18 protein-coding genes and 5 pseudogenes are annotated in these 23,126 nt (G+C 70.2%); 5 read left to right on the top strand and 18 right to left on the bottom strand.

The window, feature by feature from the left end; translation table 11 throughout:
* Positions 1–59 precede the first annotated feature (59 nt).
* From ACGFRF_RS28070 to ACGFRF_RS28010, 13 genes and pseudogenes are all read right to left on the bottom strand, one after another.
* A pseudogene (locus ACGFRF_RS28070) lies at positions 60–215 on the bottom strand (peptidoglycan-binding protein); the annotation flags it as partial.
* Between the two features lie 271 nt (positions 216–486).
* On the bottom strand, positions 487–1,452 hold the full coding sequence (locus ACGFRF_RS28065; protein WP_393744671.1) for an alpha/beta hydrolase: 966 nt from the start codon (positions 1,450–1,452) through the stop codon (positions 487–489).
* Positions 1,453–1,738: 286 nt separating this feature from the next.
* A complete protein-coding gene (locus tag ACGFRF_RS28060; RefSeq protein WP_393744530.1) occupies positions 1,739–2,956 on the bottom strand; it encodes a cytochrome P450 in 1,218 nt (405 codons plus the stop codon).
* Positions 2,957–3,842: 886 nt separating this feature from the next.
* Positions 3,843–5,138, bottom strand: a complete 1,296-nt coding sequence (locus tag ACGFRF_RS28055; RefSeq protein WP_393744528.1) for an MFS transporter — start codon at positions 5,136–5,138, stop codon at positions 3,843–3,845.
* A 51-nt stretch (positions 5,139–5,189) separates the two neighbouring features.
* The gene (locus tag ACGFRF_RS28050) at positions 5,190–5,948 is read right to left on the bottom strand and encodes a GntR family transcriptional regulator (RefSeq protein ID WP_393744526.1); all 759 of its coding nucleotides are present in this window, start codon (positions 5,946–5,948) and stop codon (positions 5,190–5,192) included.
* A 617-nt stretch (positions 5,949–6,565) separates the two neighbouring features.
* Entirely contained in the window at positions 6,566–6,760 is a 195-nt protein-coding gene (locus tag ACGFRF_RS28045; protein ID WP_393744524.1) for a hypothetical protein, read from the bottom strand.
* 15 nt (positions 6,761–6,775) lie between these two features.
* Positions 6,776–7,762 carry a hypothetical protein gene (locus tag ACGFRF_RS28040; protein WP_393744669.1) on the bottom strand — a complete coding sequence of 329 codons (987 nt, stop codon included), beginning with the start codon at positions 7,760–7,762 and terminating at the stop codon, positions 6,776–6,778.
* 60 nt (positions 7,763–7,822) lie between these two features.
* A pseudogene (locus tag ACGFRF_RS28035) lies at positions 7,823–8,027 on the bottom strand (IS5/IS1182 family transposase); the annotation flags it as partial.
* 288 nt (positions 8,028–8,315) lie between these two features.
* Entirely contained in the window at positions 8,316–8,552 is a 237-nt protein-coding gene (locus tag ACGFRF_RS28030) for a hypothetical protein (protein WP_393744523.1), read from the bottom strand.
* A gap of 339 nt (positions 8,553–8,891) precedes the next feature.
* Positions 8,892–9,734 carry an ABC transporter ATP-binding protein gene (locus ACGFRF_RS28025; RefSeq protein ID WP_393744521.1) on the bottom strand — a complete coding sequence of 281 codons (843 nt, stop codon included), beginning with the start codon at positions 9,732–9,734 and terminating at the stop codon, positions 8,892–8,894.
* Positions 9,731–10,810, bottom strand: a complete 1,080-nt coding sequence (locus ACGFRF_RS28020; RefSeq protein ID WP_393744519.1) for a FecCD family ABC transporter permease — start codon at positions 10,808–10,810, stop codon at positions 9,731–9,733. Before ACGFRF_RS28020 ends, ACGFRF_RS28025 begins: the two co-directional genes overlap by 4 nt.
* The gene (locus tag ACGFRF_RS28015; RefSeq protein ID WP_393744517.1) at positions 10,807–11,811 is read right to left on the bottom strand and encodes a FecCD family ABC transporter permease; all 1,005 of its coding nucleotides are present in this window, start codon (positions 11,809–11,811) and stop codon (positions 10,807–10,809) included. The genes ACGFRF_RS28020 and ACGFRF_RS28015 overlap by 4 nt, the downstream gene beginning before the upstream one ends.
* Before the next feature lie 30 nt (positions 11,812–11,841).
* Positions 11,842–12,897 (bottom strand): annotated as a pseudogene (locus tag ACGFRF_RS28010) (ABC transporter substrate-binding protein).
* A gap of 590 nt (positions 12,898–13,487) precedes the next feature.
* Here ACGFRF_RS28010 and ACGFRF_RS28005 point away from each other — a divergent pair.
* A complete protein-coding gene (locus ACGFRF_RS28005; RefSeq protein WP_393744515.1) occupies positions 13,488–14,150 on the top strand; it encodes a hypothetical protein in 663 nt (220 codons plus the stop codon).
* 376 nt (positions 14,151–14,526) lie between these two features.
* Here ACGFRF_RS28005 and ACGFRF_RS28000 read toward each other — a convergent pair whose 3' ends face one another.
* The 3 genes and pseudogenes from ACGFRF_RS28000 to ACGFRF_RS27990 form a co-directional block, all read right to left on the bottom strand.
* The gene (locus ACGFRF_RS28000; protein ID WP_393744667.1) at positions 14,527–15,648 is read right to left on the bottom strand and encodes a cytochrome P450; all 1,122 of its coding nucleotides are present in this window, start codon (positions 15,646–15,648) and stop codon (positions 14,527–14,529) included.
* Positions 15,649–15,780: 132 nt separating this feature from the next.
* A pseudogene (locus ACGFRF_RS27995) lies at positions 15,781–17,151 on the bottom strand (NAD(P)/FAD-dependent oxidoreductase); the annotation flags it as partial.
* Complete coding sequence (locus tag ACGFRF_RS27990) at positions 17,148–17,375, bottom strand: ferredoxin (protein WP_393744513.1); 228 nt, start codon at positions 17,373–17,375, stop codon at positions 17,148–17,150. The gene ACGFRF_RS27990 and the pseudogene ACGFRF_RS27995, both read right to left, overlap by 4 nt.
* 705 nt (positions 17,376–18,080) lie before the next feature.
* On the opposite strand from ACGFRF_RS27990, the gene ACGFRF_RS27985 reads away from it, so the two are divergent.
* On the top strand, positions 18,081–18,638 hold the full coding sequence (locus tag ACGFRF_RS27985; RefSeq protein WP_393744511.1) for a GNAT family N-acetyltransferase: 558 nt from the start codon (positions 18,081–18,083) through the stop codon (positions 18,636–18,638).
* 96 nt (positions 18,639–18,734) lie between these two features.
* On the opposite strand, the gene ACGFRF_RS27980 is transcribed toward ACGFRF_RS27985, so the two are convergent.
* On the bottom strand, positions 18,735–19,886 hold the full coding sequence (locus tag ACGFRF_RS27980) for a cytochrome P450 (RefSeq protein WP_393744509.1): 1,152 nt from the start codon (positions 19,884–19,886) through the stop codon (positions 18,735–18,737).
* A 382-nt stretch (positions 19,887–20,268) separates the two neighbouring features.
* On the opposite strand from ACGFRF_RS27980, the gene ACGFRF_RS27975 reads away from it, so the two are divergent.
* Positions 20,269–20,511: a hypothetical protein gene (locus ACGFRF_RS27975; protein WP_393744692.1), complete on the top strand. Its 243-nt coding sequence runs from the start codon at positions 20,269–20,271 to the stop codon at positions 20,509–20,511.
* Entirely contained in the window at positions 20,508–21,353 is an 846-nt protein-coding gene (locus ACGFRF_RS27970; protein ID WP_393744507.1) for a hypothetical protein, read from the top strand. The genes ACGFRF_RS27975 and ACGFRF_RS27970 overlap by 4 nt, the downstream gene beginning before the upstream one ends.
* Positions 21,354–21,442: 89 nt before the next feature.
* Here ACGFRF_RS27970 and ACGFRF_RS27965 read toward each other — a convergent pair whose 3' ends face one another.
* Positions 21,443–21,829, bottom strand: a complete 387-nt coding sequence (locus ACGFRF_RS27965; protein WP_393744505.1) for an ArsR/SmtB family transcription factor — start codon at positions 21,827–21,829, stop codon at positions 21,443–21,445.
* A gap of 93 nt (positions 21,830–21,922) precedes the next feature.
* Between ACGFRF_RS27965 and ACGFRF_RS27960 the strand changes: the two are divergent.
* Positions 21,923–23,116: pseudogene (locus ACGFRF_RS27960) on the top strand (HAD-IC family P-type ATPase); the annotation flags it as partial.
* Positions 23,117–23,126: the final 10 nt, after the last annotated feature.

Here is a 23,126-nt window from a genome sequence, read left to right as displayed (position 1 = left end):
CCGGGCCAGCCTTCCGGCTCACTCGTCGGGGTCAGCCTTCCGGGACAGGCGACGGTGAGGCCGGTGCGGGATTCCAGGGCGCTGCGGGTGTCGTCGCCGTGGACGCGGCGTTCGTCACCGCTGACGCCGTACCAGATCTGGAAGCGCTGGACGGCGGCGGTGAGAGCGGCGTCGTAGGTTCCGCCGGTGGAGCCGTCACGGTATACGCTCCTCACGCCTGAGAACGCACGGCACCCGCTCGCCGCGACCACCACCGGCGGCGACCACGACGAATGTCACCCGACCGATCCCGCTGATCCAGAGCGTTCCGCAAGTTTGATGCGGGAGCGGCCGGTCACTGCGCCGCCTCAAGCACCAGTACGCCGACCGGAGGCAACGCCCCCCGGAAGCAACCTGCGACTGCCAGGCGGGGAATGACCGGTCGTCCGGCGAGCATCAGACGTCACGGGGCCGGTGGGGAGCGGGGGGTGGGGAACGGGTGTGGGCTCACCGGTTGAGGATGCGGCGTAGCCAGCGGACGCGGGCCTCGCGGGCGTCGCGGGCGACGGCGGTGTCGGGTGCGATCTGGTCGGAGCCGTGGAATGCGCCGGACCAGACGTGGAGTTCGGCGTCGCCCCCGGCTTGCCAGACACGGGTGGCGTAGGTGATGTCCTCGTCGCGGTAGGTCTCGGCGGCGCCGGCGTCGATGTAGGCCGGTGGCAGGCCGGACAGGTCGGTGGCGCGGGCGGGTGCCGCGTACGCCGGGACCTGGTCGGTGCCGCGGGCCTCGCCGAGCAGCGACGTCCAGCCGACCTCGTTGGCGCGCCGGTCCCACACGCCGCGGCCGGCCATCTGCCGGGCGGAGTGGGTGTTGTCGCGGTCGTCGAGCATGGGGCACATGGCCAGTTGACCGGCGAGGTGTGGTCCGCCCCGGTCGCGCGCCATGAGCGCCACGGCCGCGGTCAGCCCGCCACCCGCGCTGCCGCCCGCCACCACGATCCGCTCCGGGTCGCCGCCGATCTCCGCGGCGTGCCGTGCCACCCACACCAGGCCTGCGTAGCAGTCCTCGACGCCCGCCGGGTACGGGTGCTCGGGGGCCAGACGGTAGTCGGCGGAGACTACGACGAGCCCGAGGGGTGCGGCCCACTCGCGCAGGATGCCCGGCATGCCGGTGCGGGCGGTCCCGCTGATCATGCCGCCGCCGTGGAGGTGGTAGATGACGGGTGCGGCGCCGGACAGTCCCGCCGGGCGGGCGATCAGCAGCGGGACGTCCGGTGCCCCGTCGGGTCCCGGCGCCGCGCGCTCCACCACCTCGAAGCTCCCGCCGTCGCGCAGTTCCTCCGGTGTGGGATCGGGAGCGGTCTCGGCGAGGTGCGCGCGCCACCGTGGCACGTCCGCGGGTGACGACGGCTCGGCGCCGCGCAGGTCGCCCAGCCCGTCCAGGACGGTTGCTGCTTCCGGGTCGAACGGCACGGGAGCGAGCTGGTCTTCCTGATTGGCCGGAGCCGCAGGGGTCTCGGGGGTCTCGGGAGTGGTGGGGGCCGTCGGAGTTGCGGAGGCCGCCGGGTCGGCCGGGGCTGCTGGGCCGGTGGTTCGTGGGGGCGTCGCGGGGGTCTGTCGCGGGTCGTCGTTCGGCATGGGGCAGGTGTTCATGGATCTCTTTCTGGACGGGTATGGGTTGTGTGCCGGTGCGTGCCGGATGCGCGGGCGGCGAGGAGCACGTGGGTGGCGGGGGCGCGCAGGCGGTGGGGGGTCCAGGTCACCAGGTGACGGGCAGTTCGTGTACGCCGTAGGCGATCATGTCGTGTTTGAAGCGGATGTCCTCGTCCGGGAGGGTTGTGCGCAGTCCGGGGAAGCGGCGCAGCAGGGCCGGGTAGGCGAGTTGGAGTTCCTTGCGGGCCAGGTTCTGCCCCAGGCACTGGTGGACGCCGTAGCCGAACGCGAGGTGTCCGCGTACGTCCGGCCTGCCGACGTCGAACCGGTCGGCGTCGCGGAAGACGGCCGCGTCGCGGTTGCCTGAGGCGTTCGGCACGATCACGCCCTCGCCCGCGCGTACGAGCTGGCCTGCGATCTCGACGTCTTCCGTGGCGACCCGGGAGAGCCCGTTCTGGGTGATGGACAGGTAGCGCAGCAGTTCCTCGACGGCCGAGGCGACCAGGGCGGGGTCCTCGCTGTCCCGGACGACGGCGAGCTGGTCGGGGTTGCGCAGCAGCACCAGGGTGCCGAGGGCGAACTGGTTGGTGGTGGTCTCGTGTCCCGCGACCAGCAGCGTCATCGCGGTTTCGACGAGGAGCGCGGGAGTGAGTTCGCCGGTGCGCATGCGTGTGACGACCAGGGTGCTGAGCAGGTCGTCGCCCGGATCGTCGTCCTTGCGTCGGATCAGGTCGCCGAGGAAGTCGGCGAGTTCGGTGCGGGCGGCGGTGAACTCTTGCACGGTGCTCTGCCGGGAGATCATCGTGCCGGCCACGCGCTGGAAGAGGGCATGGTCCTGCCGGGGGACGCCGAGCAGTTCACTGATGACCAGGGAGGGCATGGGCAGCGCGAAGGCTTCGACGAGGTCGGTCGGCGGCCCTGCGGCCTGCATCCGGTCCAGCAGGTCGTCGATGATCTGCACCAGCCGCGGAGTCATCGCGGCGACCTTTTTGACCGTGAAGTGCCCGATGAGCATACGGCGTTGACGCGCATGCTCCGGATCGTCCTGCATGCTCAGGGCCTGCACCTCCTCGCGGCCCTGGGCTTTGAAGCCCTCGGTCGGTGCGGGGAAGCCGGGCCTGCTCGGGTCGGCGCTGAAGCGCGGGTCGGCCAGCACGGCGCGCTGGTCCTCGTAACAAGTGACGAGCCAGGGCGTCTGTCCGTCCCAGATCCGTACCCGGACGAGCGGGGCCTGCGCGCGCAGGGCGGCGAGGTGCGGCGGTGGGTCGAAAGGGCAGCCGGGAGCGCGGTCGAGGGGGAAGTCGGGAATCGTGGTCTGCGGCACCGGTGTCTCTCCTGTGATCAAAGCGGGATGGGGGAAGCGGCCGGCTGCGGGTCCGGCGCCGGTTCCCTTGGGCTCGTGGTGGACTGCGCAGGCGGGCAGGCACGATCGCCTCGGGCAGCCGAAGGCCGGCCGGGGCGGGCCCGCACGCGGAGCAGCAGGTGCGAAGGTTCGAAGGCGGGGAGACGGCCCCACGGCACCACACGGACGTGCCGGTCGGGTCGTGTTCCGTGAGGGGACCGATACAGCGCGGCGCGGCTGTCCCCCAAAGCGCCCAGCGCGGCCGGGCCTTGACCAGTACCGCCCAGCGCGGCGCCGCCGGTACCCGCGCGCCCTTCGTCGCCCCGCACCGGGCACGAACAGGATCAGTGCACACGGTGTGGAGGAAAGGGCGCGGCTTCCACGAGAGGACCGATGACGACGCTCACGGCCTGGGAAGAGGGTGACAGCACGCACCGAAGCGGCCCCGCGCCAAGACGGGCGGTACAGCACGACACGTGGTGAGCGTGCACCCGGGAACGCCGCCTTGGAAGCGGCTACAGTCTGTCAACCTCGATGAACACAGAGGCATGCTAGCACTGTCCGGCCGTGGAGACTGGGCACGCATCGGGATGCCCGCTGGCGGAGTGGCCGAAAAGAGCGCACAGTGCGTCGCAGTTTTGGTGAAGGTGCGTGGGGTCGAGCCAGGCCTCGTAGTGGTTTGCAGACAGACAGCGCGCCATGTCCGCCGCATTGTTGATCCGGTGCTGAGCGTGTCCGTGCCGGGCCCGGATCTGCGGCCGGGCTGGGCGGGGGGAGCCGAAGTGGGGCGGTTCTCCAGACACCCGCAAACTGCCTCGTCCAGGGGAGGAACGCTCCGGCAACCGTGCAACTTGGTTTCTGGGTTCCCTTATGCGTTGGCGTCTGGCACATGAGCTTCGAGGTCGGGCGGATCAAGTGCAGCAGGAGTCCATCTGTCCGCTGTGTGCGCCGTACGAAGAGGTGACAGGAGCGTCGGGAGGGCACTCAGCGTCATTCCGGCTGCGCCGGCCCACAGGGCGGCTGTTGCCCCCAGTGCGGAGCCCAAGGTTCCACCGAGGAGTCCACCGAGAGGGATGCCGGTCCAGGAGATGAAGCGGGCTGTCGCGTTCATCCGGCCCAGCAGCCTGTCGGGTGTGCGGGCTTGCTGGTAGCCGGACTGCGCTACTACACGGATGACTCCACCCAGCGAGAGAGCCACGAGCCCGGTCGCGGCCACCCACACGCTCCACCCTGGCCGGGCAAGCGGCATCAGGGCGGTCAGCGGACAGGTGACCAGAGATGCCAGCCAGATGACCGGACCCTGTCCGACCCACATCGCGACGGTGTTGGCCAGCAGTGCGCCCAACAAGGCGCCGCAGCCCATCCCCGAGAGAACCAGGCCTGTGCCGAAAGGCTGCAGGCCGGTCTCCCGCTCGAGGAAGACGAGCAGCATGGCCTGGTACATGGCCAAAAAGAGGTTGAAGGCCGCGTCTCCGAGCGTGATGGCGCGCAAGACGGGGTGTCGGAGTACGAACTTCAGTCCCTCGTCGATCTCTCGCTGCAGAGCGGGCTTTCGGCCTGGTGGTGGCTTCGGTTCGTGTTGGCGGATCGTGGTCGCGAGCAGTCCCGACAGGGCCATGCCGGCGGAACTCGCCAGGAGTGCGGCAGGTGCCCCGACGACGCCGATCAGTGGTCCCGCTGCTGCCGGCCCGCCGATGCTGGTCACCGAGCGCACGGCCGACAGTTTCGCGGTTCCCTCCACGACGTTGTCGCGTCCTACCAGGTGCGGAAGATGACCCAGGTACGCGACGTCGAAGAACACGGTCAACGTGCCATGCAGAAGGGCGACCGCGCAAAGCCACCAGAAGGTGAGCCGGTCCGCCCACCAGGCCACGGGAACGGTCGCGAGGACCAGCGCACGCGCAAGGTCGGTGACGATCGTCACCGACCGCTTGCGCATACGGTCCACCCACGCGCCTGCCGGCAACCCGACCAGGAACGAGCCTGCCGAGGTCATCGCAGCCAGGAGGCCGACCTGGAACTCGTCAGCGTCCAGGGCCGCGATGGCGACGAGGGGCAGCACCAGGAACACGACGCGATCGCCGAACTGGCCGAGTGCGGTGGCGAGGAACAGACGACCGAAGTCCCGGTCCCGTAAGAGTCCGAACCGTACCGATGCAGACACGGGTCTCCTGAGGTCGACGCGAAAGACGGATCGCTGGCATGGCTCCAGCGGCTACGGCCGGTCGATCCCGAACTCGTAGACCACTTCCCGGCGCATGTCCGGGATGACAATGTCGGCGGTCTCCACCGGCCGGCCACCGATGTCGTAGATGGTTCGCTCGATGAGCAGCACCAGGTCCCCCGCGCCGATCCCAAGGAGGTGGGCCTGCACCTGAGTGGCACGGGCCGGGCGTGGCACCTCGACCACCGTGTCGACGGTGATGCCGATGGCGCGCATACGCTCCACCACCCCTCTCCCCGCCAGGGGCCCGTTCTCGGGCAGCATGATGGGCGTCCCCTGCGTGATGGCCATCGGCTCCCACGACGCGGAGAGCTGGACGGGCTGCCCGTCGGCGAGGAACTCGTAGTGCGTGGCGACGCACAGCTCCCCCGGGGTGAGAGCAAGCCGCTCGGCGATCCGATCCGGAGCGGGAACCCGCGGCTGGCTGTGGGCATCCCAAGCGCTGGCCCCACCCCGCTCCCTCATTCCGGCATCGAGAGGAGAGCCGTCTCTGCGCTCGCGGTGTCGGGAGCGGATCAGGCGCAGGCGCTCCCTCGGTTCACAGACATAGGTGCCCGAGCCGGCACGTCCTTCAAGCAGACCATCGACGATCAAACGGTCCATGGCCCTCTGCACGACGTTGCGGCCCACCCCGTACTCCTCGGCGAACCGGACCCGGGACGGCAGGCGCTCCCCGATCCCCCACTCCCCCGCCAGCACCCGAGCGCGCAGAACATCGGCCAGGGCGACGTACGGCGCCTGTCGGGGCATTGACGCTCCTTCCGTATCGCTCATGCGCGACGACTGGTCGTCTGGACTTCGGCAAGCTACTGCACCGGCGAAAAGCTGCTGGAGTAGAAGCACACACTGCGCTCATGCGGATCGGAGGCGTCACGGCATCCGGCTGACCAGGACAGCCGGAGGTGTCTCATGAGACTCCGCGCAGTCTGGAGAAGGACGGGTGGCGGGCCCTGCTGCCAGTGGACGCCGGGGTCGTCCAGCAGCGGGCGTCCGGCGGTTGCGGCCCACCGACCGCTGGATCCGGGGTGAGCAGCTCGACGCGCTCCGAAGCCAGGTGCCGCCGTGCGTGCACTGCCGACCGGACACGGCTCTCGGCATGGTGCCCTGGAGCGACTGCGCCCCGGCCAGCGTGCCGGCCGGGGCGCACCCGCAAAGGGGTGTGATCGTGAAGGGCGGTCGCCTACGCGGCGAAAGGCTATGCGAGGCTTCAGCCGAACGATCGTCCTCGCATGCGATAGATGAGGCCCGGGGACACAGTTCCCTTCACCATCACGCCCATTGCAACCACACCGGCCCGGCGAGCATTCCCGGTGCGGCAGGAGATTCTCGTGCGGGCCGACACGGGTCGTGGGACGCCCGCCACACGGTCACGCGGCGGTCTTCTCGCGGCGACGACCGCTGCGGGCGAGGGCGCCGGTGAACTCATCGCGGCTCATCTTCGAGCGGCCCGTTCCCGTGATGTGGGGGTGGGGATGACGGGGCTGGGTGAAGACGGCCCGCTCGGTGCGCGGGCTGAGGACCGGGCCCGCCAACGCCGCCGCGCTGCGGGCCCGGGAGCGCACCGCCTCCCGTATCCCTCATGACGGCAGGCGCTCGAACGGGACATCGTCCCGAACCCTTGCAAACCATTCCCCGGCAACTACCGCGCCGGATGCACCACAATCGTGCGGCATCGCCGCAACCGTGTCCGAACGTGACGAGGTCGCGGTGGGGGCATACGGGCCCCGGGCCCCAGCCGCCCTCAGGCGTTGCGACCAGGCATGGAAGGCGTTCATGAGGCCCCACGCAAGAGCCGATGGCGGCCGGCCCGATGGAGCCGGGTCCGAACTTCTTCCGGATGCGGTCCATGGCCTCCTCGGCGACCAGCCGGGACCCCGGGTGCCGTCCAGGCCGATCTGCTCGGTGACCTGGCCGGCATCGATGAGGAGGTTCTCGGCCCTAAGGCCGATCCCGGTCAGGCGGGCGCGTTGCGGGCCGGCGGCGTCCATCAGCTGGTAGGCGAGCGTGCGCAGGTCCTCCTCGTGGCCGGAGGGTCCGGGCAGGCGTCGGGCCTTCTCCCGAACGGTGCCGCCCGCGAAGCGCAGCGTCAGGGTGACCTCGCGGGCGGCCTGACCGCGGCGGCGCAGCTGGAGACCGAGCCGGACGACGAGGTCGAGCAGGGCGCCCCGGACGACGGCGCCGATCCCGGGTGTGGCTGGTGAAGTGGTGGCGTACGGCGGCGGAGGCCGGCAGGTTCCGGGACGACGGGGCGGGGGCCGATGCCGCGGGCGCGGTCGGCGGCGAGTCGGCCGGCCTTCTTGCCCAGCAGACGTTGCACGGTAGCTGAGGAGACAGCGGCGAGCAGTCCGACCGTATGGATGCCGTCTCGAAGCACGGCTGTCTGGCGGGGTCCGATCCCGTGCGGGGCTTCTACCGGCAGCGGAGCGAGCCAGTCGGCTACCCGTTCGGGCGATGGCGAGGACGCCGCCGGGACCGGTGATCTGTGCGGAGGCGGTGGCCGCGACGGTGATCGTGGGCCCGATGCCGATCCGGACGTCGACTCCCAGGTGCGAGATGTTCCGCACGTGCAGGATCTCGGCCAGGTGAGCGACATCGGTGCCGTGGTAGCGCAGGGCGCCTGTCAGCTCGACGCGGGGCCGCGGACGGCGGCAGCCGCCCAGCCAGGAAACGGTCCGTTCGACCGCCCAGCGATGCCGGCCGAGCCGCTGCGAGCACTCGACGCCTTTGCGGGCGATGCGGTGGCGTGCCGCGCTGGGCAAGCCATCGGCGCAGGTGGTTGTGGTCGTAGCCCTTGTCGCCGTCGTGCCCGGCCCGACCTCTCCCCCGCCGACCTTCCCCGCCTGACGGCGCCGCCGCACTGATGACGGCACGGCGCGGCGGCCACGGCCGACGCGCAACCGGCTGAGCGCGCCTTCGATCCCCGGCCGTGGCCGCGCCGCCCATCCCGCCCGCTCCTGCGTCTCACTCCCGCCAGGGACGTGCGCGGAAGCGGCCGCAACGGGGTTGTCAGCGCCCTGACCACGCTGTGACAGCGTGGTCAGCTGCCCGGACACGGGCACGGTCCGACGGGCGCAATCCTTGTCGCAATCCGGCTCCTCGCGTCTGGTGAGCGGGGCTTCACGCCGCCCGAGTCGCTCCCTGGGTGCGGGCCATCTGCCGCAGCTCGGCGCGCGCCGCCGGCGCCGGGCGGGTGGTCTCCCAGTACGGGTGCCACCACAGCCGCACCGACAGGCGCAGCAGGTGGCGGCGCAGGGCTGTGGTGTCACGGCGGTGGGGCGCGGCGAGCGCGTTGTAGGTGGCGTTGAAGGCGGCTTGCGTCTGCACCAGGTCGTCGGGGAAGTCGATGGCGTCCATACCGACATTAGATCGCTTGTTCGAATTTGCTGTCATCTCGAACACGCCGCCACCCCGTCCGGCCAGCCGTGGTCGGGACTGCGCGCCTGCGAGCACAGGCGTGGTCGGCCTCGTGATCGGGGTGCGCCGTAGCCCCCCGACCGTGACGGGCGGGTGATCTTCCTTCGCGTACGCGGGCGCAGCCCTGGCGGCGCGCCTCCAACTTGCCCATTCCCAGAGACTATTGACAGTCTCAGGATGCTCTGCCATGTTTTGTCCGCCGCTTTCGGCGAGCGAGCGCACAGGCACAGAGCACAGGGTCCGCGTAGCGGCGGCTCTCCGGCCGGGTCCGTCCCGCCGTCAGCCGGACCGTTCCGCCGAGACGGGTTCTTCCCCGGGCGCGGGCCGCCAGGTGCGGGACGGGACGACGAGCGGGCCACCGGTGACCGGGTCGGGGACGACGACCGCGGGCAGGCCGAAGACCTCCTGGACCAGTTCCGCTGTGACCACCTCGTCCGGCGGGCCCTGGGCGACGATCCGGCCGGCCTTCATGGCGACGAGGTGATCAGCGTAACGAGCGGCCTGGTTCAGGTCGTGGAGTACGGCGACGACCGTACGGCCGCGCTCGTGGTTCAGGCGCCGGATCAGGTCCAGTACCTCCACCTGGTGCGCGATGTCCAGGTACGTCGTCGGCTCGTCGAGCAGGAGCAGGTCCGTGTCCTGGGCCAGGGCCATGGCGATCCACACCCGCTGCCGCTGGCCGCCGGACAGCTCGTCCACCGGGCGGTCGGCGAGGTCGGCGGTGTCGGTGCGCTCCAGTGCCTCGGTGACGGCCCTCTCGTCCGCCTGCGACCACTGCTGCCACCACTTCTGGTGCGGCTGCCGCCCGCGCGCCACCAGGTCGGCGACGGTGATGCCGTCGGGTGCGGCCGGCGACTGCGGAAGGACACCCAGGGCCCGCGCGACCTGACGGCCGGGCAGGCCCGCGATGTCGGCGCCGTCCAGCAGCACGGCACCCCCGCGCGGCCTGAGCAGCCGGCCCAGCGCACGCAGCATCGTCGACTTGCCGCAGGCGTTCGGGCCGACGACGACCGTGACCTTGCCGTCGGGTATCTCCAGGTCGAGGCCCTCGACGACGGTGCGGGCCTCGTACGCCAGGGTCAGATCCCGCGCCACGAGACGGCTGGGGAAGGTACGGCTCATGACGGATTGCCTCCGGAGCGGCTGCGGTTGCGGGCGACGAGCCACATCAGGTACGGGGCGCCCACCGCGGCGGTGAGGACGCCGACGGGGAGTTCCACGGGGGAGAACAGACGGCGGGCCAGCAGGTCCGCGAGCACGACGACCAGCGCACCGGTCAACGCCGAGGACAGCAGCGAGACCTGGGCCGTGCGGGTCAGCCTCCGCGCGATCTGCGGGGCGAGCAGCGCGACGAAGTCGACCGGGCCGACCGCACCGGTCGCCACCGACGTCACGACACCGAGCAGGGTCAGGCCGAACCGGACGCGGTCCAGCCTGACGCCGAGCGCGGTCGCGGTGTCGTCGTCGAAGTTCGCCCCGCGCTGCGCCCGGGCCGCCCACAGCGCCGCCGGGACCGCCACGACCATCAGCAGCGCCAGGGGCCGTGCCTCCTCGTAGCCACGGCCGTCGAGGGAGCCGGTCAGCCAGATCTTGGCCTGCTGGGCGGCCAGATAGTCGCCCTTGGTGAGCAGGAGCTGGGTCAGCGAACCGAGGGCGACGGACACGCCGATGCCGACCAGCACGAAGCGCGAGGCGTGCAGTCCGCGCCGCCAAGCGAAGGCGTACACCAGCGCGGCCGCGGCGAGGCCGCCGGCGATGGAGACGTAGGGCAGCGCGTCGTAGGCGATGGCGGTGAAGCTCATCGCGGCGACCGTGGCCGCGCCCGCGCCATGGGTGATGCCGATGACGTCGGGGCTGGCCAGCGGATTGCGCGCCACGGTCTGCACCAGCGCGCCCGCCACTCCGAACGCGGCCCCGGCGAGGAGGCCGACCACCAGCCGGGGCAGTCGCAGCGTGCCCACCACCAGCTCGTCCGCGCTCGGCCGGCCGAGGAGTACCCGCACGACCTGCGACGGCGACACGAACGACTCGCCCACACACAGGTACACCACCACCGCGCAGCCGAGCAGCACCGTGAGCACCGCCGCGACGACGGCCGCCCGCCGGTGTACGAGGAAGCTGGCGCGCCCCACACGCAGGACGCCGTGCCCGGCCGGGCGGCGGCCCGGTCGGACGAGGGGGGACGTGGTGCTGCTCACGCGGCCACCACCGTCCGCCTCCGCACGAGGGCGATCAGGAACGGCACACCGATCAGGGCGGTCATGACGGCCACCGGCACCTCCGAGGGCGGGAAGAGGACACGGCCGAGCACATCGGAACCGAGGATCATCACCGGCCCGAGCAGCGCCGCCAGCGGCAGCACCCAGCGGTGGGCGGTGCCCACCAGCGCGCGGGCGACGTGCGGGACGGCGAGACCGGTGAACGCGATCGGACCGGCCGCGGCCACCGATGCGCCCGTCAGCACCGTCGCGCCCAGCGCGCCGAGCAGTCGCAGCGAGCCGACCTTGTAACCGAGGCCGCGGGCCGCGTCGTCGCCGAGCGCCAGCGCGTCCAGACCCCGGGCCACCATGGCGACCAGCACCAGGCCGGCCAGCACGAACGGCCAGATCTGGCCGATGACCTCGCTGCCGCGCCCGCTGATCGAACCGACCTGCCAGAATCGGAACTCGTCCAGCATGCGGGCCTCGACGGCGGAGATCCCGGACACGATCGAGGCGAGGAAGGCGTTCATCGCGGCGCCCGCGAGGGCGAGTTTGACCGGGGAGGCCCCGCCCCGCCCGGAGCTCGCGACCGCGTACGCCGCCAGCGCGGCCAGTGCCGCGCCGGTGAACGCGAACCACACGTACCCGGTCAGGGTGTGCACCCCGAGGAACGCAATGGCGCACACCACACCCACCGAGGCGCCCTGGCTGACGCCGAGGATGCCGGGTTCGGCGATGGGGTTGCGGGTGATGCCCTGCATCACCGTCCCGGCAACGGCGAGCGCGACGCCCACGAGCACGCCGATGACGGTCCGTGGGACCCGCAGTGACCGCACCGCCTGGGAGTCGTTGTCGCTGCCGCCGTGCAGCAGGGCCTGGAACACCTCGGTGGGGGCGATCTGGCGGCTGCCCACGGCGAGGCTCAGCAGAACCGCGACCAGTAGCATCGCCGCGCCTGCCAGCAGCCAGCCGGCCCGGCGACGGGTGGGTGACGACATGCGCCGCGCTCACTCTCTCTTGCCGGGCCGTCAGGCCTTGAGGTACTTCTGCAGGTCGTCGAGGACCGAGTCGGCCGCGGTGACGCCGAGACCCAGATACCAGGTCTCGTCCGGCACGTCACGGGCGTGGCCGTCCTTGACCGCCTTCAGGTTCTTCCACAGCGGGTTGCCCTAGGCCTTGGACTTGTCGGTGGCCTTGGGGTCGCCGTAGACATCGGTGAAGATCCAGTCGGCGTCGGCCTGGTCGATGTTCTCGGCGCTGATCTCGGCGGCCAGAACCTCGATGTCCTGGTTCTTCGGGCGCGGGATGCCGACATCCTGCAGGATCGTGCCGATGAACGAGTCGTTGCCGTACAGGCGGATGACCCCATCGGGCATGTAGCGGACCATCGAGACCGTCGGCTTGTCCGCGCCGAGCTTCGCGCCGAGCTCCCTCGCCCGGGTCTCGTACGCGGCGAGCTTGGCCTTGGCCTCGGCGGTCTTGTCCAGCGCGGCGGCGTTCAGCAGGAAGTTCTGCTTCCAGGTGAAGCCGGGGCGGATCGAGAACACGGTCGGGGCGATCTTCGACAGCTCGTCGTACTGGGCAGCAGCGCGCAGCTGGCTGCCCAGGATCAGATCGGGCTTGAGGGCCGCGATCGCCTCCAGGTTGAGGCTGTTGATGGTGCCGACGCTCTTCGGTGAGCCCGCGTCTTTCTTCAAGTACGACGGCAGCTCGGGGGAACCCTCGGTGGTGGCCAGGCCGACAGGCTTGACGCCGAGGGAGACAACGTTGTCGAGCTCGCCGACGTCCAGCACGACGACACGCTTGGGCTGCGCCTTGATCACGGTTTCGCCCATGGCCTGCTTGATGGTCCGCGGCCACTGCCCCGGCTTCGCGTCCGTGCCGAGCGCGGCGGTCTTCGCGGCGTCGGCGAAGTCTTTGCCGCCCTTCGCGACCGACTTGGAGTCCTTCGTCCCCGAACCGGACTGGGCGGAGGTGCTGCTGCCCTTGCCGTCCATGGAGGAGTCGCTGCCGCACGCCGTGAGGGAGAGAGCGGCGACGACGGCGAGAGCGACGGCGGCGGGGCCGCGGCGCCGAAGTGACATGGGACAGCTCCTCGCTGCGGTCAACGATCAAATGAGGCGAGGCTTGCGATACACAAGTGAGGGTGCCTTCGCGGAGGCACACCACGGCGGAAGCGAGATGCCTGCTCCAGGTCGCTCCCTCGAAAACCGACGAGGTAACGGCTTCTCCTCGTCAGCCCAGAACTGGCCGACGTCGTCAGCACGATCATTGCCCGCGTCCGTGCCACCGGTGTCCCGCCAACTGATCCGCAACGACAAGTACCGCCGCCTGCTGCGACAACGCGGAATTCGACCGGTCATCGCGGAACGAGGCCAGGCACACGGCAGCGGCCTGGGCATCTTCCGCTACGCGGTCGAGCGCACCATCGCCTGGCTGCGCGGCTTCCGCCACTTACGCATCCGCCAGGTACGACCCGACGACATCCACGAAGCCCTTCTCGGCCTCACCACCTGCCTGATCACCCCACACCGCCAGGCCCAACGCCCTTGTCAGACCTGTCAACCGCAACGGCCGGCAGATCACTCGAGACGGCGGCTGACGGTCGCGGTTCGCGGGCGGCGCCTTCTGGGCGAAGACGGTCCGCGTAAGATCACCGCTCGAAGGGGGTGGCATGACCATGAGGAACTACCGGTGGTGCGTGGCGATCGCGGCGTCACTGCTGCTGGCCGGCTGTGGCGGTGGCGCGGAGAGCGACGGCGGGAACGGCAAGGCGGTGGCGCTCACGAAGGAACAAGTACGGGAGACGTTGCCGGATGGCGAGGCCATGACGGGCTGGAAGGAGTCCGCTCGGCCCACGGCCGTGGAGACGGACAAGCTCTACCGTTCGGAGGCCTGCCCCATCAAGGGCAACGCGGGCTGCGAGAACTCCCGTTACTTCGGCGCCTCGACCTTCCAGCACGACGACAACGCCGCCACCGTCACCTTTCTGATCATCGCCTACGACAGCGAACAGGCCGCCCGGGAGGCGTACGACGTGCTCTGGGACGGCTACTACGGCAAGAAGGCGGGACAGAGGGCCAAGACGTTCGGGATCGGCCCGATCGGTGAAGAGCGCGACGCTCGATTCGGTTCCTCCGGCTTCTACGGCGAGCCCGGCGCCGTGACCCAGACCCGGGTCGGCACGACGCTGCTGTGGACGCTGGCGGCTTCCTCGGACAAGGACAAGGACCACATCGTCGACGAGGACGGAGTCCGGGACCTGGCCACGATGCTCGCCAAGCGGGCCCGACAGGCCCAGAACGGGGACACACCTTCCGCCGCGCTCGACGGCTGACCGGGCGGCCACACCGGGACCCAGGGCTTCGGCAAAGTCGGATGATGTCCGTTTCATGATCATGTGAGCTGTATGAGGGCGAGCGGACGGTTCCCGCTCAGGGGTGTTGCGCCTTGGAGCCGTTGTGTCTCCCTGGCTCGTGGGGTGGAGCGATCCGACTGCGCTGGGGGATGATCCCTGGCGTGGGTGAGGAAGCGGGTGCAAGTGCGGACGACGCTTGTGCATGGGATGAGCGACCGGGCTCGGCATTCGGTCTGATAGCGGATGATCCGGCTGAAAGACATTGGCGTCTGGTGCCCGTTGGCCGCCTGCGGCCGAAGCGGACCTGCAGCCCGCCGAACGGGCGCGACCTTTTCAACTGCCCTCGGCTGCCGTGTCAACCGTCACCCTGCTCGATGTCGAGATGGATCGGACCCCGGAGAACCGGGCTGGGCCGGTACGGCGGCGGGTCGGTGACCAGCCTGGGGCGGTCGAGCCGGCGTACCAGCTCGGTCAGCGCGATCTGGGTCTCCCGCCGGGCCAGCGGGCCGCCGAAACACAGGTGGATGCCGCTGCCGAACCCCAGGTGCTGGTTGTCATGCCGATCCGGGTCGAAGCGGTCCGGATCGTGGAAGCGCTTCGGATCGCGGCTGCCTGAGGCCAGCATGAACATGATCTGGGAGCCCTGGGGGATGACGGTGTCGGCGACGGTGATGTCGCTGTATGCCGCCCGCCAGGGAATGATGTGCACGGGGGGCTCGTAGCGCAGCAGTTCCTCGACCAGTGGCACGACGAGGTCCGGTTCGTCGCGCAGTCGCTGCAGCACCTGGTGGTGGCGCAGCAGTGTCAGCATGCCGTTGGTGATGAGGTTGACGATGGTCTCATGGCCAGCGATGAGGAGCAGTCTGGCGGTGGCGACGATTTCGGCGTCGGCCATCCGACCGTCGGGCCCGTCGTCGTTGGCCAGTCGTGAGAGCAGGCCGTCTCCCGGCCGGCTGTGGCTCTGTTCCACCAGCTCGCCGAGGCACTGGCACAAGTCCTTGCGGGCCTGTACGCCCTTGTCCAGTTTCTCCTTCGGGTCGGTTTCAGGGTTGTAGTCGACCGAGTTCATCAGGTCGCTCACCCAGCGGTGGACATTCGGTTCGCCCTCGCGTGGCACGCCGAGCAAGCGACAGGTCACGGTCACGGGGAGCGGGAAGGCGAAATCGTCGACGACGTCGATCTGCTCCTTGCCCGCGAAATCGTCGATCAGGCCCGCGACGATGGCGGTCAGGTCGCCTTCCATGCCGGTCACCAGCCCCGGAGTGTGCGGGGGGCCGAAGTGACGCATCGCCATGCGCCGCAGGCGATCGTGCTCGGGCGGGTCCATGTGGATGAACGACGACGTGGCCCCTCCCTCGACCGGGGGCATCGGATGCGACAGATTGCGCAGGTCGGAGCTCAGATGCGGGTCATTCAGCGTGTCCGTGATCTCACGATGGGTACTGATGACGTAGCTGCCGTCCTCCTGCCGAGCCACCGGCGTCTCACGCAACTCGGCATACAGCGGGTAGGGGTCGGCCCGGGCGGAGTAGTCGTAGATCCGTTGCAGGGTGCCGGGCGTCTCGGTCGTGGTCGTCCGGTCTTCCGCCTGCCGATGCTGGTGCACGGCCGTGACGCGGCGCCCACCCGGGTCTTGGCCGGTGACGACCACGGTGGCGCTCTGAGCGAGCAGGGTGGGGCCGGGGAGGTCGACGGGAACCGGTTCCATGTCGGCCGGCTGGTCCGGCGTGGGGCAGGGGGGCGGGAAAGGTGCGGCCGTCTCGATCAGCCGGCGGTAGTGGTCCAGCCACTTGCCGTTGTTGAAGCTCACGGCAGCCGTGACGCGGCCCCGGTAGCCGTATGCGGTGACGAAGCGGTGGTCGTCCAGCGATCCCTGGGTGACGGCCACCTCGTCGGCGAAGGTCGGCACGCCGACGGACTTGATGTTGACGCCGAACTGGATCGACCAGAACAGCGGGATGGACAGGTGGGGCCGGCGGTCCGCCGTGGCGCTGACCATGTTGTGTGCCGCGACCTCTGCCTGCTCCACGGCGTTGGCCCAGTGCTCCATCGAGATGAGCCGGTTTTCGTAGATGGGGTTCGGGCAGCGTGCCACGTCTCCCGCGGCGAAGACGTCGTCGGTGACGCGGCCGTCGATGTCGAGGGCGCGGCAACCCGTGTCACAGGTGACCCCCCACTCGCCTGCCGCCAGTCCCGATTCCCGCAGCCACTCGGTGTTTCGGATGCTCCCGAGTGCCACCACCGCCACGTCGGCGTCGACCGTGCTGCCGTCGTCGAAGTGAGCACGGCGGAACCGTCCCTGCGCGTCGCCCTCGAGCCTGGCGACTCTGACACCGCACCGCAGGTCGATACCGTGAGCACGCTGCAAGCTGGCCGCGACATCACCGATCATGGCGCCGAGCGCCCCGACGAGCGGGGCCGGCGCGAGTTCGGCGACGGTGACCGGGATGTCCCGCTCGCGGCAGACGGAGGCGATCTCGGAGCCGGTGAAGCCCGCACCGATGACCAGCACACGGGAGGGCCCGCCGGCGAGGGCTCGCCGCAGGCTCTCGGCATGCTCGCGTGTACGTAGGACGAACACGCCGTCCAGGGCCGCCTCGGACTCGACGGACCACGGCCGGGCCCGTACTCCGGTGGAGATCAGCACTCGGTCGAAGGGAATCTCGCGTCCGTCGGCGAGTCGCACGTACTTCGTCACGAGGTCCAGCCCGCTGGCGGGCACGCCCCGCAGCCACTCCGCGTCGATGCCACGACGGCGGGGCAAAGTGGTGCCCCCGGCCGGCACCCAGCCGGTCAGTACTTGCTTGGACAGGGGAGGCCGGTCGTAGGGCTCGCCCAGCTCGTCACCGATCATGGTCAGCGATCCGGTGAAGCCCTCGTCCCGCAGTGCCTCGCCAGCCCGCAGCCCTGCCAGGGAAGCCCCGACGACCACGATGCGGCCATCGCGCTTGAACGCACGCAGGTTGTCGGCACCGGTCATGACGGTGCCGCCTCCGCCGGTGCGTGCCGCGCCTCCAGCTGGTCGACCAGGATCGCCTGGACCGGGCAGGCCGCCGCGGCGCGTAGCACCTGCTCGCGCTGGGCGTCGTCGGGGTTCGGGTCGTACAGGAGCGCTTCCTCACCGTGTATCCGGAACGCCTCCGGAGCTAGGAACGCGCACTGCGCATACCCCGCACACCGGGAAAGATCAACGACGACTTTCACCCCGGCCTCCACAGGGAGTGGGAGCTGCAGACCCTCGAGTCGGCGTCACTTCGGCGCGCGAGGGAGCATCCGGCCACTGCCCACCCCTGCGAAGCGCACGGGGCGCACCGCGCTCGTCGGGTCCCCATGGAGAATTGATCACCGCGGCCCAGGCGACCGGCGCCTGACCAGGGACGCATCCATGGTGTGGCTGCATATCGGTTACGCAAGCGGCGCTCTTCTGAAATGCGGTTTCGATGGAATTCATGTGGCGCGGTACGCCGGAAAACCATCACAGAGCCAGCGTAGACAGCGGCACCGACACCGGCGAGTCCGATGGCCCGGGAGACGAACGCCTGACACCCGACGTCGACATCAACGGCGCTGGACCGCGGCGTATCTTGGTGGAGAACCGGCGTACGCGGCACGGCAGCGAGACGCCGAGTCTGTAGAGGTCGGATTGAACTCCTGGAGCGGTGGCCGGCAGCAGCCCCATGTCCGTCGCGTGCCCGCTCGGCAGGACTTGGCCAGCGGCGCTTGAGCAGTAGCGCGGCAGCGCCGACACCCAACACACGACCCTGTCCGACGCAGTCGGACTTGCGTCCGCTGCACGACCTCGCTACTCCGGACGAGGACGACGATCAGCGGTGAGAGAGGCACGGCGGGCAACGCCTGCATCGGCGTGCCTGTCGGCCTCGCGCGCACAACAGCGTGATCAAATGGGGCATGGCATCGTCCTGGACCGGTAATCGGGTACGCCTGCGCGCCGTCGAGCCCGACGACTGGACGGCGTTCGCGCGTTTCGCCGACGACGACGGGACGCGAGCGGGTCGGCTGGATCTGCCGAGGTCCGCCGAGAGCTTCCGTGCCTGGGCGAAGGAGCAGGCCGTGGCCGAGTGCGATGACGACCGGTTCCGGTTGGCGGTCGAAGCGACGGCCACGGGAGAGCTGGTCGGTACAGTCGGCTCACATCGCACCGGCCCTCGCTCAGGCTGGTTCGAGTTCGATATCACCATCAGCGCCGGCCACCGGCGCAAGGGCTACGCGGCGGAAGCCGTGGTGCTGCTGCTGCGCTTCATGTTCGCCGAGCGGCGCTATCACAAATGCCTGGCGGCGGTTTTGGCCCACAACGAGGCATCGCTGGCGCTTTTTCGTGGGCTCGGCTTCACCGAGGAGGGGCGCTTGCGGGAACACGTTTTCTTCGCCGGCCGGCACCACGACCTCGTCATGATGGGCATGCTCGTCGACGAGTTCGACCGGCGACACACGATGAGCGGACCATGAGCCGGTGATCCGAGCGTGTGTGGAACGGCACTCGGACTTGATCGACGTTCGTTGTTCGCGGGTGGAGGCGGCCTGCCACCGAAAGTAGGACTGCCCTCAGCCGCGCGCGGTGGCGCGCAGGTGCAGGCCGGCGGTTGCGAGACCTTCGAAGGTGGTGACCCGGTAGCCGGGTTCCGCGCCGGGCGGCTCGCTCAAGTGGTAGCGGCGGGCTGTCTGCGCGGTCATGAGCGTGAGCATGGCCATGGCCAGAGTGGCTCCCTCGCAGCCGTGCGGCCCGGTACCGAAGCCGAGGAAGACCCCGGGTTTCGCCGGCGAGCCCGACTCGTCGAGCCAGCGTTCGGGCCGGAACCGGTCCGGTTCGGGGTGTTCCCGTGCGTCGCGGTGGGCGGTGTAGGGGCAGACGAGAACGGTGGATCCGGCGTCGATGGTGTAGTCGGCGAGCTGAGTCTGTCGCGGGGCGCGCCGGGTGAGCAGCCAGCTCGGGGGGTGCAGTCGGAGCACTTCGCGTACCAGCGCCTGGGTGTATTGCAGGTTGTCGAGGTGGGTGCTGGTCGTCGTGGCCGGGTCGGCGGGCAGCAGGGCGGCTTCGGCCGCGACGCGGTCCGCGGCCTGGGCGTATCGGGCCAGGTGGAGCAGGATCCATCCGGCTGCCCGGGAGGGTGTCTCGAAGGTGGCGACGGTGATTCCGGGGAGGGTGTCGAAGATGATTTCTTCCGACAGCGGGTCGTAGCGGGGGGAGGGCCGGAGCATCTGTCCCAGCACGTCGTCTCCGAGCTGGCCCGATGAACGGCGTCGGCGGACGATGGGCCGCAGAGCGTTGGTGAAGGCGACTTGCTGACGTGAGCGGAACCGCCGTGCCGGTGTGGGGACCCAGCGGGGCCAGACCCAGTGCGTGGGGCGTACGAGCACCTCCCGGGCCACGAAGAGCTGCCAGGCGAAGGGCAGCAGGGTGGGAGCGTCTTCGGAGAAGAGGTAGCGCACGCCGATCTCTGCCAGGACGGGCCGGACCAGGGGCAGAATCTCGACGTCCCGGCCCGTGGGCCACTGGTCGGCAAACCGAGCGGTCCCGGGCGCGATCTCTCCGATCCGGGCCGCAACCGCCTGCGGGCGCAGTCCGTGCATGCGGGCGGCGCGAGCGTGCGCCCGCTCCTCGGGCTTCGGCGCTCCGCCGGCCCGCTTCAGCGGCGGGAAGAGGGGTGAGGACGGCTTGGGGAAGTCCTGCGCGCGGTGCAGGACCGATTCACACACCCGGGCCGTAGCGGTTACGTAGACACCCGGCTCCAGCTGCCAGACGTCCCCGCATTCGTCAGCGCCACGGCGCGCTAGTGCAAGCCGGTCGCGGCTCCAGGCAGCGAAGCTGCCTCCGGGCAACTGCGGCGGCTCATTCACTCGGCCCATGGGATCGCCCCTGACTTCTCGTACCAGTCAGGCCGCTATGTCGGCACCGTGGCCAGGAGCCGGCGGGAGCCCGGGGCGCCCGCCGAACGTGTGGTCAGGCCCTGTCGTCGCCGGTGTGCGTGCCCCAGTCGTGGGCCCCGTACGCACCGTAGTTGCGGGTGAAGGACAACTTGGCGAGCAGCTTGGCGATCATGAGGCACTCCTCTCGCTTGCCTTCAGCACCATGTGCACTATGTCCGAGTTTTTCGCATATCACACATGGAATCAAGGCGCGTACTTGCGGGCCGGGCCTGCCAGCGTCGCCCCGGTGAAGCGCGTCTACATGGCCATCATGTCGCTCGACCCCACCGGCAAGGGGCAGGTCCGCCGGGCCATGCGCTGGAAGACCGCGCTGAACGCCTTCGACATCACCTTGGACGGCCGACTTCAGCAGCCCGCCAGTAATCCAACCAACCTGGTTACACCGTTCGTTTGACAGACCCGTCGATCGGGGCCGCCATCACGGACGACGCCATGCTCGCCGTCGCACTCCACCTCTACGCACAGGAACTGAGCCTGCGGGAGATCGCCGAGCGGCTCGTCATCTCCACCGGGAAGAAGAAAACCAAGGACCAGGAGGAGGACGTCGTGGATGGGGTGTCCGGCTACGCCCGCCGAGGGATGGCCGCGGCACTGCGCAGTCTGTTCCGGGCGCTGAAGCGTGAGCGCGTGATCTTCCGCGATCCCGCCCGGGGTCTCCCGGTCGGCGGTATCAGGGGCATCCCGCAGTCCATTCCCTCCGATCTCCTGATGGGACTGCTGGATCAGGCGACGACCCCGCTCGGCCGCCTGGTCGTCGCCTTCGCCGCCGTTGACGCGCTGCCGGGCATGGAGATCCGGGCCCTGCACACAACCGGCCTCGATCTCTCCCGAGGCACGCTCGAAGTACAGCGCGGTCCGCTGCGGCACACCTTCTATCTGGAGGTGCTCACCCACCAACTCGCCGCTGATTGGACGACCTATCGCCACCGGTGCCGGCCGGCCTCGTGCAACCCCCATCTGCTGGTCAGCCAGAAGTCCGCGGTCGACCCCGATCACCCGGCCGTCAGTGTCGGCACCCTGAGCGGAGCCCTTCCTCGCGGGCCAACCCTGAGCGGCCTGAGACAAGACCGCATCCTCAACGAAGCGGCCGAGAGCGCCGACCCGCTCAGGCTGATGCGCCTGTTCGGCGTCACCGAGCAGACGGCCATGCGCTACGTCACCGCCGCCACCCCGAACGCACCGCCAAGCTGCCCCGGTAGCCGGAAGTCCAGACCGCGCCGGCCGGGAACGCCCTGACACAATCAGCCGAGGCGGCGAGCTCGACCGAGGAGATGGGCAGGCTGGCGGTCAGCACGGGGACCGGTCAGCGGCCAGTGCTGCCGTTCTCAGTCAGCGGTGACGGGCTCGGGCAGGTCCGCAGGAACGTCGCGGACGCCCAGACGCAGGTGCTCAACGTGGTAGAGCGCCTGGTCGAGCAGTTCGGCAACGTGGTTGTCGTAGAGGGCGTAGATGATCGACCGCCCTCGCCGCTCGCCGGTGACCAGACCAAGGTTGCGCAACAGCCGGAGTTGGTGGGAGCAGGCGGAGGCTTCCATGCCCACAGCCTCGGCGAGCTCACCGACCGAGCAGGGCCCCTCTTGGAGTCGGGCCAGGATGTGCAGCCGCGACGGGGTGGCCAGGGCCTGGAGGGTCGCGGCGACGTCGGCGGCACCGACCGCGTCAAGGCGTTCGCGGGTGGTGGCGCTGCTGGTGGTGACGCGTCCGTGGCCCATGCGTCCATCATAACGATGACATTTGAAGACCTGTTCAGATGTTTCTGTACGGTGGAGATATTGCCCTGCCCGCCCGTGAAGGGTTGTTTTGTCATGTCTTCAGTCCTGGACCAGCGGTCCGTGCCGCCGGCCGACGTTCCGCGGCCGTCCGCGCCGCGGCGTCGCACGCGCGTCCTGGCGCTGCCGGAGGCCCGGTGGGCACTCGCGGCTCTGGTGCTGTTCCTGCTCGCCCTGCCCGTCTACCTGGCCGGCGGCCCGGCCTGGTTGTGGGGGGCGCTGTTCGCCGCGACCTACGTCACCGGTGGCTGGGAGCCGGGCGGGAAGGGTCTCAAGGCGCTGAAGGACAAGACGCTGGACGTGGACCTGCTGATGGTCGTTGCCGCCCTCGGCGCGGCGGCGATCGGCCAGGTCCTCGACGGGGCGCTGCTGATCGTCGTCTTCGCCACCTCCGGCGCCCTGGAGGCGGTCGCCACCGCCCGGACCGCCGACTCCGTGCGCGGCCTGCTCGACCTCGCTCCCACCACCGCGACCCGGCTGCTGCCGGACGGCACCGAGGAGACGGTGGACACCGAGCACCTGGCGGTCGAGGACATCATCCTGGTCCGCCCCGGCGAGCGAGTCGGTGCCGACGGCCAGGTCCTGGACGGGGCCAGCGACGTGGACCAGGCCACCATCACGGGCGAGCCGCTGCCGGTGGCCAAGCAGGCGGGGGATGAGGTGTTCGCCGGAACCGTCAACGGCAACGGCGCCCTGCGCGTGCGCGTGCAGCGGGATCCGTCGGACTCGGTGATCGCCCGGATCGCGAAGATGGTCGAGGAAGCCTCCGAGACCAAGGCCCCCACACAGCTGTTCATCGAGAAGATCGAGCAGCGGTACTCGCTCGGCATGGTGATGGCGACCCTCGCCGTCTTCGCCGTCCCGCTCGCCTTCGGCGACGAACTGCAGTCGGCTCTGCTGCGGGCGATGACGTTCATGATCGTGGCCTCGCCGTGCGCGGTGGTGCTCTCCACCATGCCGCCGCTGCTGTCCGCCATCGCCAACGCCGGCCGCCGCGGAGTGCTCGCCAAGTCCGCCGTCGTCATGGAACGACTCGGGCAGATCGACACCGTCGCTCTGGACAAGACCGGCACCTTGACCGAGGGCACCCCCTACGTCACCGACCTGCGTCCGCTGCCTGGCAGCGGCGTGGACGAGGCGAAGCTTCTGCAGCCGGCGGCTTCCGCCGAGCACCCCAGCGAGCACCCGCTCGCCCGGGCCGTGGTCGCCGCCGCCCGTGAACGCGGCCTGCCGGGCCAGC

This window comes from Streptomyces sp. NPDC048521 (assembly GCF_043199855.1).
Taxonomy (GTDB): Bacteria; Actinomycetota; Actinomycetes; order Streptomycetales; family Streptomycetaceae; genus Streptomyces.
Note: the sequence above shows the minus strand (reverse complement) of the source record. Positions and strands in the feature narration are given on the sequence as shown.

What these genes read in the sequence shown, in the direction of transcription:
- ACGFRF_RS28050 (WP_393744526.1), bottom strand. Translation starts at nt 5,948, where the DNA reads ATGCCCCGACAGGCGCCGTACGTCGCCCTGGCCGATGTTCTGCGCGCT.
- ACGFRF_RS28030 (WP_393744523.1), bottom strand. Translation starts at nt 8,552, where the DNA reads ATGGACGCCATCGACTTCCCCGACGACCTGGTGCAGACGCAAGCCGCC.
- ACGFRF_RS28025 (WP_393744521.1), bottom strand. Translation starts at nt 9,734, where the DNA reads ATGAGCCGTACCTTCCCCAGCCGTCTCGTGGCGCGGGATCTGACCCTG.
- ACGFRF_RS28015 (WP_393744517.1), bottom strand. Translation starts at nt 11,811, where the DNA reads ATGTCGTCACCCACCCGTCGCCGGGCCGGCTGGCTGCTGGCAGGCGCG.
- ACGFRF_RS28005 (WP_393744515.1), top strand. Translation starts at nt 13,488, where the DNA reads ATGACCATGAGGAACTACCGGTGGTGCGTGGCGATCGCGGCGTCACTG.
- ACGFRF_RS27985 (WP_393744511.1), top strand. Translation starts at nt 18,081, where the DNA reads ATGGCATCGTCCTGGACCGGTAATCGGGTACGCCTGCGCGCCGTCGAG.
- ACGFRF_RS27975 (WP_393744692.1), top strand. Translation starts at nt 20,269, where the DNA reads ATGTCCGAGTTTTTCGCATATCACACATGGAATCAAGGCGCGTACTTG.
- ACGFRF_RS27965 (WP_393744505.1), bottom strand. Translation starts at nt 21,829, where the DNA reads ATGGGCCACGGACGCGTCACCACCAGCAGCGCCACCACCCGCGAACGC.